At 73.4% G+C, this 19,682-nt stretch carries 15 protein-coding genes; 11 read left to right on the top strand and 4 right to left on the bottom strand.

Annotation, left to right across the window (positions count from 1 at the left end; all coding sequences use genetic code 11):
- Positions 1–191: 191 nt before the first annotated feature.
- The 8 genes from AAW13_RS32405 (at position 192) to AAW13_RS32445 (ending at position 12,204) form a co-directional block, all read left to right on the top strand.
- Entirely contained in the window at positions 192–977 is a 786-nt protein-coding gene (locus AAW13_RS32405) for an adenosylcobinamide-GDP ribazoletransferase (RefSeq protein ID WP_046734798.1), read from the top strand.
- A 260-nt stretch (positions 978–1,237) separates the two neighbouring features.
- Positions 1,238–2,776: a leucyl aminopeptidase gene (locus AAW13_RS32410; RefSeq protein ID WP_046734799.1), complete on the top strand. Its 1,539-nt coding sequence runs from the start codon at positions 1,238–1,240 to the stop codon at positions 2,774–2,776.
- Positions 2,777–3,107: 331 nt separating this feature from the next.
- A complete protein-coding gene (gene lpdA / locus AAW13_RS32415) occupies positions 3,108–4,496 on the top strand; it encodes a dihydrolipoyl dehydrogenase (protein ID WP_046734800.1) in 1,389 nt (462 codons plus the stop codon).
- A gap of 68 nt (positions 4,497–4,564) precedes the next feature.
- Positions 4,565–6,376, top strand: coding sequence for a 2-oxoglutarate dehydrogenase, E2 component, dihydrolipoamide succinyltransferase (sucB, locus tag AAW13_RS32420; RefSeq protein ID WP_071659752.1), 1,812 nt, complete (start codon positions 4,565–4,567; stop codon positions 6,374–6,376).
- A 159-nt stretch (positions 6,377–6,535) separates the two neighbouring features.
- Positions 6,536–7,159, top strand: coding sequence for a GntR family transcriptional regulator (locus AAW13_RS32425; protein WP_046728230.1), 624 nt, complete (start codon positions 6,536–6,538; stop codon positions 7,157–7,159).
- A gap of 305 nt (positions 7,160–7,464) precedes the next feature.
- Positions 7,465–10,176, top strand: a complete 2,712-nt coding sequence (gene aceE, locus AAW13_RS32430) for a pyruvate dehydrogenase (acetyl-transferring), homodimeric type (RefSeq protein WP_046728231.1) — start codon at positions 7,465–7,467, stop codon at positions 10,174–10,176.
- 463 nt (positions 10,177–10,639) lie between these two features.
- On the top strand, positions 10,640–11,629 hold the full coding sequence (locus tag AAW13_RS32440; protein ID WP_046728232.1) for a helix-turn-helix transcriptional regulator: 990 nt from the start codon (positions 10,640–10,642) through the stop codon (positions 11,627–11,629).
- Between the two features lie 56 nt (positions 11,630–11,685).
- Positions 11,686–12,204 carry a DUF4240 domain-containing protein gene (locus AAW13_RS32445; protein ID WP_046728233.1) on the top strand — a complete coding sequence of 173 codons (519 nt, stop codon included), beginning with the start codon at positions 11,686–11,688 and terminating at the stop codon, positions 12,202–12,204.
- Positions 12,205–12,207: 3 nt separating this feature from the next.
- On the opposite strand, the gene AAW13_RS32450 is transcribed toward AAW13_RS32445, so the two are convergent.
- Both AAW13_RS32450 and AAW13_RS32455 read right to left on the bottom strand, forming a co-directional pair.
- Positions 12,208–12,456 carry a hypothetical protein gene (locus AAW13_RS32450; protein ID WP_046728234.1) on the bottom strand — a complete coding sequence of 83 codons (249 nt, stop codon included), beginning with the start codon at positions 12,454–12,456 and terminating at the stop codon, positions 12,208–12,210.
- 72 nt (positions 12,457–12,528) lie between these two features.
- On the bottom strand, positions 12,529–13,491 hold the full coding sequence (locus AAW13_RS32455) for a peptidoglycan recognition protein family protein (RefSeq protein ID WP_079179051.1): 963 nt from the start codon (positions 13,489–13,491) through the stop codon (positions 12,529–12,531).
- Positions 13,492–13,681: 190 nt separating this feature from the next.
- Between AAW13_RS32455 and AAW13_RS32460 the strand changes: the two genes are divergently transcribed.
- The gene (locus AAW13_RS32460) at positions 13,682–14,866 is read left to right on the top strand and encodes a MarP family serine protease (protein WP_046728235.1); all 1,185 of its coding nucleotides are present in this window, start codon (positions 13,682–13,684) and stop codon (positions 14,864–14,866) included.
- A gap of 3 nt (positions 14,867–14,869) precedes the next feature.
- On the opposite strand, the gene AAW13_RS32465 is transcribed toward AAW13_RS32460, so the two are convergent.
- On the bottom strand, positions 14,870–15,358 hold the full coding sequence (locus AAW13_RS32465; RefSeq protein WP_046728236.1) for a GNAT family N-acetyltransferase: 489 nt from the start codon (positions 15,356–15,358) through the stop codon (positions 14,870–14,872).
- A 72-nt stretch (positions 15,359–15,430) separates the two neighbouring features.
- Here AAW13_RS32465 and AAW13_RS32470 point away from each other — a divergent pair, with 72 nt between their 5' ends.
- Both AAW13_RS32470 and AAW13_RS32475 read left to right on the top strand, forming a co-directional pair.
- Positions 15,431–16,324, top strand: a complete 894-nt coding sequence (locus AAW13_RS32470) for a TIGR01777 family oxidoreductase (protein ID WP_046728237.1) — start codon at positions 15,431–15,433, stop codon at positions 16,322–16,324.
- Between the two features lie 160 nt (positions 16,325–16,484).
- Positions 16,485–17,840, top strand: coding sequence for an NAD(P)/FAD-dependent oxidoreductase (locus AAW13_RS32475; protein ID WP_046728238.1), 1,356 nt, complete (start codon positions 16,485–16,487; stop codon positions 17,838–17,840).
- Between the two features lie 156 nt (positions 17,841–17,996).
- Here the strand turns inward: AAW13_RS32475 and AAW13_RS32480 are convergent, their stop codons facing one another.
- Positions 17,997–19,469 carry an NsdA family TPR-like regulatory protein gene (locus AAW13_RS32480; protein WP_046728239.1) on the bottom strand — a complete coding sequence of 491 codons (1,473 nt, stop codon included), beginning with the start codon at positions 19,467–19,469 and terminating at the stop codon, positions 17,997–17,999.
- Between the last annotated feature and the right edge of the window lie 213 nt (positions 19,470–19,682).

Here is a 19,682-nt window from a genome sequence, read left to right on the forward strand (position 1 = left end):
GGCTGGCCTGGGTCCGTGCCGGGGCAGGCCGGGTCCGTGCCGGGGCGGCCGGGAGGGTGCCCGAGGGGTGGTCGGGACGGTGCAGGGGGGCGGATGGGAGGGTGCCGGGGGGATGGTCGGGTGGGTGCCGGGGGGATGGTCGGGAGGGTGCCGGGGGGTGGCGGTTTCTGACCTCCGGGTAACCTGCGCCGGTGGTCAAGACCCCCTGGCCGGACGGCCTTCGCTTCGCCTTCGGCACGCTCACCGTGTTCCCCGTGAAGGTCACCCGCTGGGACCGCGAGGCGGCCCGCGGCGGCATGCTGCTCGCCCCGCTGGCGGGCCTCGCCGTGGGGGTCTGCGCGGCCGCGGTCGGCGCGCTGCTGGTGGTCGCCGGGGCGAGTGCGCTGCTGGCCGCGGTGGCCGCGGTCGCGGTGCCCGCCGTGCTGACCCGTGGGCTGCACCTGGACGGCCTCGCCGACACGGCCGACGGGCTGGGCAGCGGCAAGCCCGCCGAGGAGGCGCTGCGCATCATGAAGCAGTCGGACATCGGGCCGTTCGGCGTGATCACCCTGGTCTTCCTGCTGCTCGGTCAGGTCGCCGCGCTGGCACAGGCGTTCGGTGACGGCTGGGCGCGCGGGGCACTCGCCGCGGTGGTGTCGGCGACGGTGGCCCGGCTGGCGCTCACCCTCGCCGCGGTGGAGGGGGTGCCGGCGGCCCGGCCGGAGGGGCTGGGAGCGGCGGTGGCGGGGGTGGCGCCGAAGGTGGCGGCCGCCGTGGTGACGTTCGCGGTGATGGTGGCGGCGGCCGGCGCGGGGGCGCTGATCGGGGCGGGCGAGAGTCTGCGGGCGCTGCTCGCGGTGGTGGTGGCGGAGGGCGCCACCGACGGGCTGCTGCGGCACTGCCGGCGGCGGTTCGGAGGGGTGACGGGGGACGTGTTCGGGGCGCTGGCCGAAGTCGCCGCCACCGCCGCGCTGGTGGTGTTCTCCTTGGGGGGCTGACGGGCCGTGCGCCGTCCGCGGACCGGTGGGGGCTTGCCGCGCGGTTCCCGCGCGACCAACGGGACGCCACCCCAGGGTGAACACCCGCAGGAATGAGCGAACGCATACACACGCGTAGTCTCGTCCCGGGTGTTCGCCGACAGGGTGAAGGCCCCGGTCGCAACGCACCCCGGGTCAGCTCCCGGGGCTGCTTCCCGGGCCCGGTCGACCCACACCGCTCGGCCACTGCAACTCAACATCGGAAGCGAGATTTCACCACCGTGACTGCTCTCACTCTCAGCACCTCAGCGGCGCCCGGCCTCCGGGCCGACGCGATCGTGATCGGTGTCGCCAAGGGCACTGGCTCCAAGTCCGCGGGCCTGGTCGTAGCACCGGGCGCGGAGGCCGTGGACAAGGCCTACGACGGCAAGCTCGCCGCCGTCCTGGAGACCCTCGGTGCCTCGGGTGCCGAGGGCGAACTGACCAAGCTGCCCGCCCCGGCCGGCTTCAAGGCCCCGCTCGTCATCGCCGTGGGGCTGGGTGCCGTGCCCGCCGAGGACGCGGACTACGACGCCGAGGTGCTGCGCAAGGCGGCCGGTGTCGCCGGCCGTGCGCTCACCGGGGCGAAGAAGGCGGCCTTCGCGCTGCCCGTCCAGGACGCGGCCGCCGTCGGCGCGCTCGGCGAGGGCGTGCTGCTCGGCGCGTACTCCTTCGACACCTACAAGGACAACGGCAAGGACGCGAAGGCGCGCAACGGCAAGGCGCCGCTCGCCGAGGCCGTGCTGCTCGGCGGCAAGCCGCGGGACGCGGCCCACAAGGCGGCCGTGGCCCGCGCCACGGCCGTCTCCGAGGAGCTCAACCGCGCCCGCGACCTGGTCAACACCCCGCCGAACGACCTCACGCCGGCCATCTTCGCGGGCATCGCGCAGAACGCGGCCAAGGAGCACGGCCTCAAGATCCAGGTGCTCGACGACAAGGCGCTCACCAAGGGCGGCTACGGCGGCATCCTGGGCGTCGGCGGCGGCTCGGCGGCGACGCCGCGGCTGGTCAAGCTGTCGTACACGCACTCCAAGGCGGACAAGCACCTCGCCTTCGTCGGCAAGGGCATCACCTACGACTCGGGCGGCATCTCCCTCAAGCCGGCCGGCCACAACGAGACCATGAAGTGCGACATGAGCGGCGCGGCGGCGGTCCTCGCCGCCGTGGTCTCGGCGGCGCGCCTCGGTCTCGAGGTCAACGTGACCGGATGGCTGGCACTGGCCGAGAACATGCCGTCCGGGTCCGCGGTGCGCCCCGGCGACGTGCTGCGCATGTACAGCGGCAAGACGGTCGAGGTGCTCAACACGGACGCCGAGGGCCGGCTGGTGCTGGCCGACGCGCTGTGGGCGGCGTCGGCGGAGAAGCCGGACGCGATCGTGGACGTGGCGACGCTGACCGGCGCGATGATGCTGGCGCTGGGCAGCCGGACGTTCGGCGTCATGGGCAACGACGACGCGTTCCGCACGGCGGTGCACGAGGCCGCGGAGGAGGTCGGCGAGCCCGCCTGGCCGATGCCGCTGCCCGAGCACCTGCGCAAGGGGATGGACTCCGCCACCGCCGACATCGCGAACATGGGCGAGCGGATGGGCGGCGGGCTGGTCGCCGGGCTGTTCCTGCGGGAGTTCGTCGGTGAGGGGATCACCTGGGCGCACCTCGACATCGCCGGGCCGGCGTTCAACGAGGGTGGCCCCTTCGGGTACACGCCGAAGGGCGGCACGGGGTCCGCGGTGCGGACGCTGGTGCGGCTCGCGGAGCTGACCGCCGCCGGCGACCTGGGCTGACGTCGGATGATGTGGGCGGGGCCTCGCGCGCGGGTAGGGCGGGGCCCCGTCGCCCACTGACCGGGTCCGTACCGTCGTACGGCGGCCGCGGGTCGTGGGGGTTTCTCGCGCGGTTCCCCGCGCCCGCGGGTGGGACCGCGTGCCCCCTTCTCACAAGTGAGCGTGTGGTGTCTCACACTCCAGCCCGGCGTCTCGTTCACCTCCGACAAGTGCGAAGATGGGCTCGGCAGGACAGGGCCCCCACCACAGGGCCGAAGAAGAGCGGCCGGACACCAGCCGCCGCGCGGTCACTGGAGACCGGCGTACGGCGCACATGCATGGAGGACGTGACGTGGCGAACGACGCCAGCACCGTTTTCGACCTAGTGATCCTCGGCGGTGGTAGCGGTGGTTACGCCGCGGCCCTGCGCGGGGCTCAGCTGGGCCTGGACGTCGCCCTGATCGAGAAGGACAAGGTCGGCGGTACCTGCCTGCACCGGGGTTGCATCCCCACCAAGGCCCTGCTGCACGCGGGCGAGATCGCCGACCAGGCCCGCGAGAGCGAGCAGTTCGGTGTCAAGGCCACTTTCGAGGGCATCGACGTGCCGGCCGTCCACAAGTACAAGGACGGTGTCATCGCCGGCCTGTACAAGGGCTTGCAGGGTCTCATCGCCTCCCGCAAGGTGACGTACATCGAGGGCGAGGGCCGGCTGTCCTCCCCCACCTCCGTCGACGTGAACGGCCAGCGTGTCCAGGGCCGCCACGTGCTCCTCGCGACCGGCTCCGTGCCGAAGTCGCTGCCGGGCCTGGAGATCGACGGCAACCGGATCATCTCCTCCGACCACGCCCTCGTCCTGGACCGCGTGCCCAAGTCCGCGATCATCCTGGGCGGCGGTGTCATCGGCGTCGAGTTCGCCTCCGCCTGGAAGTCCTTCGGTGCCGACGTCACCGTCATCGAGGGCCTCAAGCACCTCGTCCCGGTCGAGGACGAGAACTCCTCCAAGCTTCTTGAGCGCGCCTTCCGCAAGCGCGGCATCAAGTTCAACCTGGGCACCTTCTTCTCGAAGGCCGAGTACACCGCCGACGGCGTCAAGGTCACCCTCGCCGACGGCAAGGAGTTCGAGGCCGAGGTCCTGCTCGTCGCCGTCGGCCGTGGCCCGGTCTCCGCCGGTCTCGGCTACGAGGAGCAGGGCGTCGCCATGGACCGCGGCTACGTCCTGGTCGACGAGTACATGCGGACCAACGTCCCGACCATCTCCGCCGTCGGCGACCTGGTCCCGACGCTCCAGCTGGCGCACGTCGGCTTCGCCGAGGGCATCCTGGTGGCGGAGCGGCTGGCCGGTCTGAAGACCGTCCCGATCGACTACGACGGCGTACCGCGGGTGACGTACTGCCACCCGGAGGTCGCCTCCGTGGGCATCACCGAGGCCAAGGCCAAGGAGATCTACGGCGCTGACAAGGTCGTCGCCATCAAGTTCCCGCTCGGCGGCAACGGCAAGAGCCGGATCCTCAACACCACGGGCGAGATCAAGCTCGTCCAGGTCAAGGACGGCGCCGTGGTCGGCGTCCACATGGTCGGCGACCGCATGGGCGAGCAGGTCGGCGAGGCCCAGCTGATCTACAACTGGGAGGCGCTGCCCTCCGAGGTCGCCCAGCTCATCCACGCCCACCCGACGCAGAACGAGGCGCTCGGCGAGGCCCACATGGCCCTGGCCGGCAAGCCCCTGCACGCGCACGACTGACCCTCGGTCGACACAAGCGACTCCGCTTGCACCCAGACTTCCGCAATTCGTAAGGAGCAACCGAAACCATGGCGGTTTCCGTAACCCTTCCGGCGCTCGGCGAGAGCGTCACCGAGGGCACTGTCACCCGCTGGCTGAAGGCCGAGGGCGAGCGCGTCGAGGCCGACGAGCCGCTGCTCGAGGTGTCAACCGACAAGGTCGACACCGAGATCCCGGCCCCCGCCGCGGGCATCCTGGCCTCCATCAAGGTCGCCGAGGACGAGACCGTCGAGGTGGGCGCCGAGCTGGCGATCATCGACGACGGCACCGGTGCCCCGGCCGCCGCTCCGGCCCCGGCCGCCGAGCCCGCCGCCGCCCCGGCGCCGGCCCCGGCCGAGCCCGCCCAGGCCGCCCCCTCCACCGAGCAGGCCGCCCCCGCCCCGGCGCCGACCGCCGAGGCCGCCGCCGGCGCCTCCGGCGCGCAGGGCACGGACGTGGTCCTGCCTGCGCTCGGCGAGTCCGTCACCGAGGGCACCGTCACCCGCTGGCTGAAGCAGGTCGGCGAAGAGGTCGCCGAGGACGAGCCGCTGCTCGAGGTCTCCACCGACAAGGTCGACACCGAGATCCCGGCGCCGGTCGCCGGCGTCCTGCTGGAGATCGTGGTCGGCGAGGACGAGACCGCCGAGGTCGGCGCCAAGCTCGCCGTCATCGGTGCCCCGGGTGCCGCTCCCGCGGCCGCCCCGGCCCCGGCCGCCCCGGCTCCGGCGCCCGCCGCCGCTGCCCCGGCTCCAGCCCCCGCGCCCGCCGCCCCGGCCCCCGCGCCCGCCGCTCCGGCCCCGGCTCCCGCCCCGGCCCCGGCTGCTCCGGCGCCCGCCCCGGCCGCCGCCGCGCCGGCCGCCCCGGCCCCGGCCCCGGTCACCCCGGCCGCCGCGCCCACCGCGCCGACCGCCACCCAGGCGACCGACGAGGGCGCCTACGTCACCCCCCTGGTGCGCAAGCTCGCCGCCGAGAACGGCGTCGACCTGGCCGCCGTCAAGGGCACCGGTGTCGGCGGCCGTATCCGCAAGCAGGACGTCATCGCCGCCGCCGAGGCCGCGAAGGCCGCCGCCGCCGCTCCGGCCCCGGCCGCCGCCGCTCCGGCCGCCGCCGCCAAGAAGGCCCCGGCGCTGGAGGCCTCCCCGCTGCGTGGCCAGACCGTGAAGATGCCCCGCATCCGCAAGGTCATCGGCGACAACATGGTCAAGGCGCTGCACGAGCAGGCGCAGCTGTCCTCGGTCGTCGAGGTCGACGTCACCCGCCTGATGCGGCTGCGCGCGCAGGCCAAGGACTCCTTCGCCGCGCGCGAGGGCGTCAAGCTCTCCCCGATGCCGTTCTTCGTGAAGGCGGCGGCCCAGGCGCTGAAGGCCCACCCGGCCATCAACGCCCGGATCAACGTCGAAGAGGGCACGATCACCTACTTCGACACCGAGAACGTCGGTATCGCGGTGGACTCGGAGAAGGGCCTGATGACCCCGGTCATCAAGCACGCCGGTGACCTCAACATCGCCGGTATCGCCAAGGCCACGGCCGACCTGGCCGGCAAGGTCCGCGCCAACAAGATCACCCCGGACGAGCTGTCCGGCGCGACCTTCACCATCTCCAACACCGGCTCGCGCGGCGCGCTGTTCGACACGATCATCGTGCCGCCGAACCAGGTCGCGATCCTCGGCATCGGTGCCACGGTCAAGCGTCCGGCCGTCATCGAGACGGAGGAGGGCACGGTCATCGGCGTCCGCGACATGACGTACCTGACCCTGTCCTACGACCACCGCCTGGTGGACGGCGCCGACGCGGCCCGCTACCTGACGGCCGTCAAGGCGATCCTGGAGGCCGGCGAGTTCGAGGTCGAGCTCGGCCTGTAGGTCTCAGCAGGTCCTGCACGGTGCCCCGTCCGGAGTTCCTCCGGGCGGGGCACCGTCGTGTAAGTCTCGTCTCACCTGCGCGAAAGCGCCGCCGCGCGCCCCTCCCGAAAGCCGGTCCGGCCTTATTGTCTAAACGTCAAACGCCCTTAAGGAGCTCTCATGACCGCGCCCGTCGTCCACTCGCTGCGCGAACAGATCCGCGAGCACATCGTGGAGGGAATCGTCAGCGGGCGCTGGAAGCCGGGCGAGCGGATCGTGGAGCGGCGGATCGCGACCGAGCTGGAGGTCAGCCAGACGCCGGTCAGGGAGGCGCTGCGGGAGCTGGAGTCCCTCCGCCTCATCGAGTCGGCGCCCAACAAGGGCGTGCGGGTGCGGAACCTGACAGCGGCCGACCTGGAGGAGAGCTACCCGGTGCGGGCCGGTCTGGAGGCGATCGCGGCGGAGCTGGCGGCGGAGCGGCTGGCCGGGGACTGCTCGGCGCTGGAACCGCATGTGGCGGCCCTCTACGACGCCGACCGGGACGCCGACGGCACGGCCCAGGTCCGGCACACCGTCGGCTTCCACCGCGAGCTGGTGCGGGCGGCCGGCAACTCGGTGCTGCTGCACACCTGGGAGGGGCTGGGCATCGAGGTGTTCACGGCCCTGTCGATCCGCTGGCTGGGGACGGTCCAGCAGTCGTACGCGGAGGAGCACCAGGAACTGGTCGCCGCCTTCCAGCGCCGGGACCCGAGGATCGCCGAGATCGTGAAGGCCCACGTCCTGGGATGCGCGCCGAGGGCGTGAGGCAGGCCCTGGGCCGCGTCCGCACGGGCCGCGTCCACACACGAGCGCACCCGCGCTCAAACACCGTCTCACCTGCGAAAACCCCGCCCTGAGAGCGTCACCCGGTGCCACTGCCGGAGGCACCCCGTGCCGACTTTCTCGGAATCGAGAAGTTTTGCCCCTCAACCCTTTGATCGATCATCGATCAGGGAGTTAAAGTCGCCGACGGACCCGCACCCGGGTCCATTGCCCTGTCCTGCCAAAGACCAAGGGCACCCGAACCCTTACCGATGAGGGAACCCCCTTCGACTGAGGAAGGCGGCGACATGACCGACCCCCAGGCCATCCAGCCGAGCGCGCTCGACCAGCTCCCCGACCGGGACCCGGAGGAGACCGCCGAATGGCAGGCCTCACTGGACGCCGTGGCCAGGGAGGCCGGGCCGCACCGCGCCGCATACCTGATGCGCCGCACGCTGGAACGCGCCGAGGCGGACGGCATCGCGCTGCCGAAGCTGCTGGAGACGGACTACGTCAACACCATCCCCACCACCGCCGAGACGGCCGTCCCCGGCGACGAGGAGATGGAGCGGCGGATCACCGCGTGGAACCGCTGGAACGCGGCCGCGATGGTCACCCGGGGCGCGAAGCACGGGGTGGGCGGGCACATCGCCACCTTCGCCTCCGCGGCCTGGCTCTACGAGACCGGCTTCAACCACTTCTTCAGGGGCAAGGACGCCCAGGACTCGCCCGGCTCCGGTGACCAGCTCTACATCCAGGGCCACGCCTCCCCCGGCATCTACGCCCGCGCCTTCCTCGACGGCCGGCTGACCGAGGCGCACCTCGACAACTTCCGCCAGGAGGCCGGCGGCAACGGCCTCCCGTCGTACCCGCACCCGCGCCGCCTGCCCTGGCTGTGGGAGTTCCCGACGGTGAGCATGGGCCTCGGCCCGCTCTCGGCGATCTACCAGGCCCGCTTCAACCGCTACCTGACCGCGCGCGGCATCAAGGACGTCTCGCAGTCCCACGTCTGGGCGTTCCTCGGCGACGGCGAGATGGACGAGCCGGAGTCGACGGCCGCGCTCGCACTCGCCTCCCGCGAGGGCCTGGACAACCTCACCTTCGTCATCAACTGCAACCTCCAGCGCCTCGACGGCCCGGTGCGCGCCAACTTCAAGATCGTGCAGGAGCTGGAGGCCCAGTTCCGCGGCGCCGGCTGGAACGTCGTCAAGACGCTGTGGGGCACCGCCTGGGACGAGCTGTTCCAGCTCGACACCACCGGTGCGCTGGTACGACGGCTGCGCGAGGTACCGGACGCGCAGGTGCAGACGTACCAGACCCGGGACGCCGCCTACATCCGCGCCGACTTCTTCGGCAAGGACCCGGCGCTCGCCGAGATGGCGAAGCTGCTGAGCGACGACAAGATCCTGGAGTGCTTCCACCTCTCCCGCGGTGGTCACGAGGCGCGCAAGGTGTACGCCGCGTACAAGGCCGCCGTCGAGTTCAAGGGCGCACCGACCGTGATCCTTGCCCAGACGGTCAAGGGCCACACCCTCGGCGAGGGCTTCGCGTCGAAGAACGCCAACCACCAGATGAAGAAGCTGACGGTGGACGAGTTCAAGGCGATGCGGGAGCTGCTGGAGCTGCCCATCCCGGACAGCGCCTTCACCGACGGGGTCGTGCCCTACGGCCACCCCGGCGCCGACTCCCCCGAGGTCCGTTACCTCCAGGAGCGCCGCGCGGCCCTCGGCGGTCCCGCCCCGGCCCGCCGCACCCACGCCCTGGCGCCCCTGCCGGCCCCCGCGGACAAGGCCTTCGCCTCCTTCGACAAGGGCTCCGGTTCGCAGAACGTGGCGACCACCATGGCCTTCGTCCGCCTCGTCAAGGACCTGGTCCGGGACAAGGAGACCGGGAAGCGCTGGGTGCCGATCGTGCCCGACGAGGCCCGTACCTTCGGCATGGAGAGCCTCTTCCCGTCCCTGGGGATCTACTCCCCCAAGGGCCAGACGTACGAGCCGGTCGACCGTGACCAGCTGATGTACTACAAGGAGGCCAAGAACGGCCAGATCCTCAACGAGGGGATCACCGAGGCCGGTTCGATGGCCGACTTCATCGCCGCGTCCACCGCGTACGCGACGCACGGCGAGGCGATGATCCCGTTCTACATCTTCTACTCGATGTTCGGCTGGCAGCGGACCGCCGACCAGATGTGGCAGCTCGGCGACCAGCTCGGCCGCGGCTTCCTCGTCGGCGCGACCGCCGGCCGTACCACCCTGACCGGTGAGGGCCTCCAGCACGCCGACGGCCACTCGCCGGTGATCGCCGCGACCAACCCGGCCGCGCTCTCGTACGACCCGGCGTTCGCCTACGAGATCGCGGCGATCGTCAAGGACGGTCTGCGCCGGATGTACGGCGAGGCGCTGCCCGGCGAGGACCCGAACGTCTTCTACTACCTGACGGTCTACAACGAGCCGCTCCCGCAGCCCGCGAAGCCGGCCGGGCTCGGTGTCGACGAGGGCATCGTCAAGGGCCTGTACCGCTTCAACACGGCGGAGTCGGCGGGGCTGTCGCTGCCGGCGAACGCGCCGCGCCTCCAGCTGCTCGGTTCCGGTACGGCGATCCACTGGGCGCTGAAGGCGCAGCGGCTGCTGGCCGAGGAGTGGGGCGTGGCGACGGACGTGTGGTCCGCGACGTCCTGGACCGAGCTGCGCCGCGACGCGATGGAGGCGGACGCGGCCCTGCTGCGCGGCGAGGAGCGGGTGCCGTACGTGCGCCAGGTCCTGCACGGCGCGGAGGGCCCGGTGCTCGCGGTCTCCGACTACATGCGTCAGGTCCCGGACCAGATCGCGCAGTGGGTCGAGCAGGACTACTCCTCGCTCGGTGCCGACGGTTTCGGCCTCTCCGACACCCGCGACGCGGCCCGCCGCCACTTCGGCGTCGACGCGGAGTCGATCGTCGTCGCGTCCCTGGCCCAGCTGGCCAAGCGCGGCGAGGTGAAGGCAACAGCGGTGAAGGAAGCCCGCGAGAAGTACGGCCTGTAGCAAGCCCGAAACCCCCTAGGCCCCAACCCTGAGCGCCGTCGCAGCGAACCTTCCCCGCCGCGACGGCGCTCAGCCACGACGGCGGCCTCCGGCGGTGCCGGGCCGGCCGCGGCGGCGGGTCCGGCACCGCCGGACCGGTTCGTCCCGGCTGAGCATCGTCGCGGCGGGGCCAGGTGGCCGACGGCGCCAGACCCGCAGACGCCGGTCAGTCTCTCCCCGCCGCGACGGCGCTCAGCCACGACGGCGGCCTCCGGCGGTGCCGGGCCGGCCGGGGTGGTGGGTCCGGTACCGCCGGACCGGTTCGTCCCGGCTGAGCATCGTCGCGGCGGAGCCAGGGTGGCCGACGGCGCCAGACCCGCAGACGCCGGTCAGTCTCTCCCCGCCGCGACGGCGCTCGGCCACGACGGCGGTTTCCGGCGGTGCCGGGCCGGCCGGGGTGGTGGGGCCCGGCATCATGGGGCGTATGCGTGCCGCTCGGCTCATCAAGATGGTGCTTCTGCTTCAGGCTCGGGCCGGTATGACGGCCGGGGAGCTGGCCGCCGAGCTGGAGGTGTCCGAGCGGACCGTGATGCGGGACGCACAGGCGCTGTCGGAGGCGGGCGTGCCGGTGTACGCGGACCGCGGGCGCGCCGGCGGGTACCGGCTGGTCGGCGGGTACCGGACGCGGCTGACGGGACTGGCCCGGAGCGAGGCCGAGGCGTTGTTCCTGAGCGGTGTCCCGGGCGCGCTGCGCGAGATGGGTCTCGAGGACGCCGCGAGTGCCGCCCGGCTGAAGGTGTCCGCCGCGCTGCTGCCGTCCCTGCGCGACGCGTCCCGTACCGTCGCGCAGCGGTTCCACCTGGACGCGCCGAACTGGTTCGCCGACCCCAAGACCCCCGCACTGCTGCCCGCCGTCGCCGACGCGGTGTGGGACGACCGTCGGGTGGTCGCGCACTACCGGCGCGGGGAGTCGGAGGTGCGGCGGGAGCTGGAGCCGTACGGGCTCGTGCTGAAGGCCGGGGTCTGGTACCTGTGCGCCCGGGTCGCCGACAGCGACTCCTACCGGGTCTACCGTATCGACCGGTTCACCTCCGTCGAGCCCGGTGCGGAACGGTTCGCGCGCGACGCGGAGTTCGACCTGCCGGGGTTCTGGGAGCAGCGGGCCGAGCAGTTCGCGCGGTCGGTGCTGCGCGCCGAGGTGGTGGTGCGGCTGTCGGCCACCGGCGTGCGGCGGCTGCCGTACGCCGTCGATCCGGTCACCGCCCGGCAGGCGGTCACGAACGCCGGCGGTCCGGACGCGCGGGGGTGGGTGAAGGTGACGCTGCCGGTGGAGAGCGAGGAGGTCGCGCACGGCCAGCTGACCGCGCTGGGACCGGAGGTGGAGGTGCTCGCGCCGGAGGGACTGCGGGCCCGGTTCGCGGCGGACGCGGTACGGCTCGCGGCGCTCTACGCGCGGCCGGGTGACGCCGGATAACAATCCGCACCACTCCGCGTGCGCCCCCGGCGCCCAGGCACGATGCTGGACCCGTGATGGACGAGACGGAGTTCTGGGAGCTGGTCGACGCGACCCGCGAGGCCGCCGAGGGCGACCCCGAGGACCAGGCGGACCTGCTCGTGGAACGGCTGCTCCAGCTGGAGCCGGACCTGGTACTGGACTTCGCCCGTCACTTCGAGGCCCGCTACAACCGCGCCTACCGCTGGGACCTGTGGGGTGCCGCCTGGGTGCTGCTCGACGGGGCCAGCGACGACGCGTTCGACTTCTTCCGGTGCTGGCTGATCGCCCAGGGCCGGGAGGTCTTCGAGGGCGCCCTGCACGACCCGGACGCGCTGGCGGAGCTGCTGGACGACTTCGACGAGGAGGTCGACGGCGACGGCGAGGAGCTGGGGTACGCGGCGGACGAGGCGTACGAGCAGCTCACCGGGACCGTGGCCCCGGACCTGGGCATCGCCCCCGCGCCCTCCGAACCGGAGGGCACCCCGGTGGACCTGGAGAGCGAGCGGGCGCTCGCCGAGCGGTTCCCGAGACTGTGGGACCGCTTCAAGGAGTGAGGTTCACGCGGCGGTACGGCGCCGGGTCACGTCCGACGGGAGGTACGCCTGCGTCTGCTCGGCCTTGACCGCGTGGTGCATCGGCGCCGCGTTGGCCTGGTCGAGGGCGGACGCGGTGACCGCGGCCGGTCCGAGGACGACGGTCGCGACGGCGCAGACCACGGCCCAGGGCCCCCGGGACGACCTGACCCAACCGGCCTTCTCGGCCTGCTCCGTGGTGTCGGCACGGGCTTCGGTACGGCTGCTGTTCATGATCCCCGCCTCCGGTCGGCTGCTGATGTCCTCGACGGTAGGGCGCGGGGATCTGAGCGGCCTGCGTGCCGCCTATGGCGTTCCTGTGGACGTCCGCGCGGAGGTCGGGCCGGGTGGGTCCGACCGGGCCGGCGTGGGCGCGGGCGTCGCCACGGGCGGGCGCACCGGCGTCGGCGCACGCACCGCCGTCGGTGACGGGGTCGATGTCGGCGTCGATGTCGGCGTCGGGGCGGCCGGGGGCGGGCTCGCCGGGATTCTGCCCTGGAGGCGGGCGGCGGCGGTCCTGATCTCGGGCAGGCGGGCGGCGAGGGCGGCGCCGGGGCAGGTGGTGCGGTAGCCGTCCTGGTGGCCGGCCACGGCGGGCAGTGTGACGGCGGTGCCCTCCCGGTAGCGGCTGAGCCCGTTGCTGGAGACCAGGTGGGCCCCGGCGCGCGGGTCGACGTCGGCCAGGCCGAGCTTCCAGGCGGCGAGGGCGGCGATCGCGTCGGTCATGGCACGGGGCACCGGCACCCCGGCGGTGAAGGTGCCGAGGGCGGCGATGCCGGCGGTGCGGTGGTTGAAGCCCTGGGTGTGGGCGCCGGTGACGGCCCGCTCGACACCGCCCGCCCGGCCCTCGTAGATGGTGCCGCAGCGGTCGACGAGGAAGTTGTAGCCGATGTCGTCCCAGTCTCGGTCGCCGGTCTGGCCGGTGTAGAGACGGCGGATGATCTCGGGTGCCTGGGCGCAGGAGTAGCCGTTGGGCGAGTCGGTGTGGTGCACGAAGACGGCGACGACCCGGTCGTCGTAGCGCGGCGGCGGCTGGGTGCGGCGGACGCCGGTGTCCAGCCAGGCCGTGCGCGGCACGATCCGGGGCCGGGGCGCCAGGTGGGCGGCGGGGCTCGCGGGCGCGGGCGCGGACAGGTGGATCGCCACGGGGCGGTCGGCGCCCTGGGCGGACAGCACCAGCGCGAGGACGGCGACGAGGCCCGGCAGACAGCCGAGCAGCGTCAGGGCGGTGACCCGGGTGCGCCGCCCTGCTCGGGGGAAGACACGCATGGCCCCCACTCTCGGGTCGATCGGCTCCGCCCGCGATGTGTGCTGTGCCACCTGGTGGAACCATCGTCCTGGTCCGAGGCGTTTCAGTGGGTACACGCACGCGTGGCCGGTTCCCGGGGTTCTCGCGGGCGTGAGCTGATCACTGGACCTGTCCCGAGCGTATTAAGGGCACCGAGAGAAAGGCGGCTCCGTGGACCTGCTCGACCTGGTGCTCGTACTGGTGGTGCTCCTGTACGCGGCGGCCGGTTACCGGCGCGGGCTGGTGGCCGGCTGCGTGTCGCTGGCCGGGTTCGTGGGCGGCGCGGTGGTCGGCGTGTGGGTGCTGCCCTGGGTGATGGAACTGGTCACCCGCGGCACGGCGACGGCGACGGTGGCCGCGGTGCTGACGGTGCTGGTGCCGGCGGTGGTGGTGCACGAGCTGGCGGGCCGGCTGGCGCTGCGGCTGCGCCGGGAACTGGACGAGGGGCCGCTGCGGGTGGCGGACGGGGTCGGCGGGGCGGCCGCGAACGCGGTGGCGGTGCTGATCGTGGCCTGGGTGGCGGCGAGCGTGCTGGGCGCGTCCTCGTCGCCCGCGGTGACGACGGCGATCCGGGACTCCAGGCTGCTCGGCGCGGTGCAGGACACCATGCCGGACACCACACCGGCGTGGTTCTCGCGGGCCACCTCGGCGCTCACCGAGGCGGGTTTCCCCCAGGTCTTCAACCCCTTCGAGAACGAGTCGACGGCCCAGGTCGCCAAGCCTTCCGGCGACAACGTGACGGCGGCGGCCACGGACGCGGCCAGGCGCAGCACGGTCAAGATCGAGGGTTCCGCCGGCACCCAGGGCCGCGAGGGCAGCGGGTTCGTGTTCGCGCCCGAGCACGTGATGACCAACGCGCACGTGGTGGCGGGCATCGACGACCCGAGCGTGCGGATAGGCGGGGTCGGGGCGTCGTACGACGCGCAGGTCGTGCTCTTCGACCCGGACCGGGACGTGGCGGTGCTGTACGTGCCGCAGCTGCGGGCGCCGGTGCTGAGGTTCGACACCACGGCGGCGCGCGGGAACTCCGCGGTGGTCGCCGGCTATCCGCAGGACGGCGACCTGAATTTGCAGGCGGCCACGGTGGCCAACAAGGTGCAGGCCACCGGGCAGAACATCTACAGCGACGCCACGGTGACCCGGGAGATCTACTCGATCCGCTCCACGGTCCGCCCCGGCAACTCCGGCGGCCCGCTGCTGACCACCGGGGGCAGGGTGTTCGGGGTGGTGTTCGCCCGTTCCACCTCCGACAGCGAGACGGGGTACGTGCTGACGGCCGACGAGGTGGCCGCGGACGCCGCGCGCGGGGCGCGGGCCACCTCGGCGGTGGACACCGGCGAGCTGATCACCCCCTGACCGTCACAGCGGCCGGCCCATGATCACGTCGTCGACGTACTCGCCGTCCAGGAGGAACTCCCCCGGCAGCACGCCCTCGACGGCGAAGCCCTCGGACGCGTAGAGCCGGCGTGCCGGGGCGTTGTGCCCGAGGACGGCGAGCCTGATCCGGCGGGCGCCGCGGCGGCGGGCCTCGTCCATGGCCGCCCGCAGCAGCGCCCGGGCGACGCCCTGTCCGCGGGCCTCCTCGGCGACCGCGAGGCCCTGGATCTGCCGGACGTGCGCGTTGGCCGCGAGCTTGTAGGCGAGGCCGAGGCGGATGTAGCCGACGATGCGCCGGTCGAGTTCGGCGACCAGGGTGTCCTCGGGGGCGTGGCGCTCACCGAAGAAGGGCTCGTACGGCGGTTCCGGCCGGGGCAGCACGGCGTGCAGGTGCGACCAGGTGGCGCGGTCGAGGACGGCGAGCTCCTCGTCGTCGTCGGGCAGGGCGGTGCGTATGTACGGCTCTGGCATGCGGTCACCCTAAAGTCGGCCGGAGTCGGGGCCCCACGGGTTTTCCGGCCCGGGTCCCGGCATGCTGGGGCCATGAAACGCTCTCGTATCGCGGTGGCCGGCGCGTCCGGCCTCATCGGCAGCGCCCTGGTGCGGTCCCTGCGGGCCGACGGGCACGAGGTGGTGCGGCTCGTGCGGCGCGGGGCGCACGGCACCGACGAGGTCTGCTGGGACCCCGGCGGGCAGTACGTGGACACGGCCGGGCTGGCCGGCTGCGACGCCGTGGTGAACCTCGCCGGGGCCGGGATCGGCGACCACCGCTGGACGCCCGCCTACAAGCGGGAGATCCGGGACAGCCGGGTCCTCGGCACGGCGGCGCTCGCGGAGGCGGTGGCCGCCCTGGAGGAGCCGCCGCGGGTGTTCGTCAGCGGCAGCGCGATGGGCTTCTACGGCGACACCGGTGACCGGGCCGTCGACGAGGACGCCCCGCCCGGGGACGGTTTCCTGCCGTCGGTGTGCGTGGCGTGGGAGGCGGCGGCGGCACCGGCGCGGGAGGCGGGGATCCGGACCGTGTTCGCCCGGACCGGCCTGGTGGTCGCCCGCGGCGGCGGGGCGTGGGGGCGGCTGTTCCCGCTGTTCAAGGCGGGCCTGGGTGGCCGGCTGGGCGACGGGCGCCAATACTGGTCGTACATCGCGCTGCACGACGAGGTGGCCGCGATCCGCTTCCTGATGGACACCGAGGGCCTTTCCGGCCCGTTCAACCTCACCGCGCCCGTCCCGCTGACGAACCGTGAGATCACCGAGGCGATGGCCCGGGTGCTGCGTCGCCCGGCGCTCTTCCCGGTGCCCGCGGCGGCCCTGCGGGCGGCGCTCGGTGAGATGGCCGGGGACGTGCTGGGGAGTCAACGGGTGGTGCCCAAGCGGCTGCTGGAGTCGGGGTTCACGTTCGCGTTCCCGGGCATCGAGGACGCGATCCGTGCGGCCTGACGGCCCGTGTGACCGAATGCGACCGCCGTGCGACCGTGCCCTGCTCATGCGCGACTGCCCTTGACCGATCACCGCCTTAACCTCGACCCGAACTCGGGTATCCCCGGAGCGGGTTGGGGGCATCACGTCTCCACCGGACGCGCAATCGAGGAGGGGCCTCGTGCATGAGCCCGCGTACCAGGCGGACGTCGTCATCGTGGGAGCCGGTATCGCCGGACTCTCCGCGGCTCATCGGCTGAACAGCGCAGGAGTAACGACCGCGGTCCTGGAGGCCGCCCCTTACGTCGGGGGACGCATGTCGACCGAGAAGGTCGACGGCTTCCGCCTCGACCGGATCGGCCAGCTCCTGTCCACGTCCTATCCGGAGCTACGGCTCACCCCGGGACTGGACGCCCTGGTACTGCGCCGGTTCGCGCCCGGCGTACTGCTGCATCGCGACGGGCGCAGGCACCGGGCGGGCGCTCCGGCGGGCGGCGGAAGCGCGAGGGGCGCACTGTATGCGGTGCGCGCCCTGGCAAGCGCCCCCAGGGGCGGCTCGGCCGCGTCCCCGGTGCGGGCCACCGCGCCGATGGGCGGGGCGGTCGACCAGGCCCGGCTCGGCGCCGCGCTGGGCCGGCTCGCCGGCACGCCCGTCGAGCGGATCCTGGCCCGGCCCGAACTCCCGGCCGCCCGCGCCCTCACCGAGCGCGGGGTGTCCACCCGCACGATCGACGGCTTCCTGCGCCCGCTGCTGGCGGCCCTGCTGTGCGACCCCGAGCTGACCACGTCCAGCCGCTGCGCCGACCTCGCCCTGCGCTCCTTCGCGAGCGGGCGGCTGTGCGTGCCGGAGGGCGGCGCGGACGTCCTCCCGGAACTCCTCGCCCGGGCCCTGCCGCCCGGCACCGTGCACACCGGGGTACGGGCCACCTCGGTCTCGACGACCTCGGTGCGCACGGCGGAGCACGGCGAGGTCCGCTGCCGGGCGGTGCTGCTGGCGACCGACGCGCGCGCGGCCGCCGAGCTGCTGCCGGGCCTGCGGGTACCGGACTTCCACGAGGTGACGGTGGTCCACCACACGACCGACGAACCGGCGACCCTGACCACCGGGGCGTCGCTCCTCCTCGACGCCGACCGGAGCGGCCCGGTCTCGCACACCTGCGTGGTCAGCAACGTCGACCCGAGCCGGGCGCCCCAGGGCCGCGCCCTGGTCTCCTCCACGGTCCTCGGCACCCCGCCCGCCGACATCGACACGGCGGTCCGCATGCACCTGGCGCGGCTGTACGGCACGTCGACGCGCCGCTGGGAGACGCTCGCGGTCCACCACACCCCCGAGGCGCTCCCGGCCATGCGTCCCCCGCACGACCTGCGCCGCCCGGTGCGCCTCCTGGCGGGCCTGTACGCCTGTGGCGACCACCGGGACACCAGCACGGTCCAGGGAGCCCTGCACTCGGCCCACAGGGCAACGGCAGCGATCCTGGCGGACCTGGGCGCAGGCTCCATGCACAGCGCCGAAACCATGCAACCCCGAGCAGCGTAGAGACGTAGGGGCGCGAGGACCGCGCGACCAGCCACGACGGCCCGGCACCGAGCCGACAACCGCCACCCGCCACGGCGAGTGGCAGGGCCCGGCCCGGCACCGCCGAAGAAGCCGTCGTGGCTGATCACCGCCGCGGCGGAGAAAACGATCAGCACGTCAGTTCAGCGCCGCCACCTTCTCGCGGTAGCCCTTCACCGGTGCCGCGTCCTTGTACGGCTCCAGCCGGCGTTCGAAGTCCCGGACGTACTCGGTCGCCCGTACCGAGCGCATCTCCACCGCCGCACCCGCCGCCTCCACGCCGAGCGCGCACGCCTGGTCCAGCTCGCCGAGACCCAGGCGGGCCGTGGCGAGGACGACCCGGCAGAACAGCCGGCTGCGCGCGTAGGAGGGCGCACGCAGTTGCAGCGAGCGCTCCGCGTGCTGCGCGGCCGCGCGGAACTGCTGGAGGTCCCGGTGGCAGTGACCGAACTCGTCGGCGAGCTGGGCCTCGTCGAAGAAGCGCGCCCAGTAGGGGACCTCGTCGCCGGGGCGGGCCGCCTCCAGGGCGCGTTCCGCGCGGACCAGCGCGCCGGTGCACGCTCGTACCTCACCGAGCACGCCGTGCGCGCGGGCCTCGGCCGCGTGCAGCAGGGCCTGGACCACCGGCGGGGCGTTCGTTCCGACCCCCTGCTGGGCGACCCGGGCCAGCTGGACCGCCTCCCGGCCGTGGCCCAGGTAGACCGCCTGGCGGCTCATGGTGACGAGGACGTAGGAGCCGTACGCGCGGTCCCCCGCCGCCTGGGCGAGCCGCAGGGACTGCACGAAGTAGCGCTGGGCGAGCCCGTGCGCCGCGATGTCGTACGACGTCCAGCCGGCGAGCCGGGTCAGGTCGGCCGCCGCGCCGAACAGCCGGCGACCGGTCTGCTCGCCGTAGGTGCCGCGCAGCATCGGCTCGCACTCGTGCTCCAGATACCGCACCAGTGCCTGCCGGGCGTGCCCGCCGCCGTACGCGTCGTCGAGCGTGCGGAACAGTTCGCCGACCGAGCGGAGCGCGGCGATGTCGCCGCCGGTGACCTTCTGGCCGGGTCCGCGCTCGGCCGTCCCGCGGGGCCGCGCCGGCACCGCCGGCGGCTGCTTGGGCGCCGTGAGGCGGGTCTGCGCCGGTACCCGGGCCGCGGTGGCCGGGCCCGGCTCACCGCGGGCCACCCGGTCGTCGGCGCGGCCGATCAGCCAGTCCCGGCTGGGGACCACGAGTCCGGCCGGGGTGAAGGCGATCTTGCGGAGCTCGGCATGGCTGCCGGAGTCCTTGCGCCACAGCCCGCCGACGATGTCGACGGCCTCCTCGGGGGTGGCCGCGAACTCCAGTCCGGCGTAGACCGGGGCGCAGGCGTCCAGGCCGAGGTCCTGGGCGGTGAGCCGGCGGCCGAGGCGCCGGGTGAAGACCTCGGCGATCAGGGCGGGGGTGGTGCCCCGGGGCTGCTGGCCGCGCAGCCACCGGGTGACGGATGTCTTGTCGTATCTGAGATCCAGTCCGTGTTCGAGGCCGAGCTGATCGACGCGACGGGCCAGACCCGCGTTGGAGAACCCCGCTTCTGCGATGAGCGCGGCGAGCTGGCGGTTGGGGGTGCGCTGCGCGGGTCGGTCCGTCATCTGGAGTGCGGTCTCCTGCCTTCTGGCTCAGCTCGGTGGCTTGTGCCCGGATTGCCGGTGAGCAGCCCTTTTGGCGCTCATGGACGGCGCGAATGTAGCGGAGAGTGAGCAGTCGATCGCACATTTCGACCTTCATTCATCCGATCGTGTGAGGATTGCCCTCGGGGCTGACGCGCGACGGGCGGACGTACAGTTGCTTGGGCGCGTTATGTG

Origin of the sequence: Streptomyces humi (assembly GCF_001005085.2) — a bacterium.
In the GTDB taxonomy this organism is placed as follows: domain Bacteria; phylum Actinomycetota; class Actinomycetes; order Streptomycetales; family Streptomycetaceae; genus Streptomyces; species Streptomyces humi.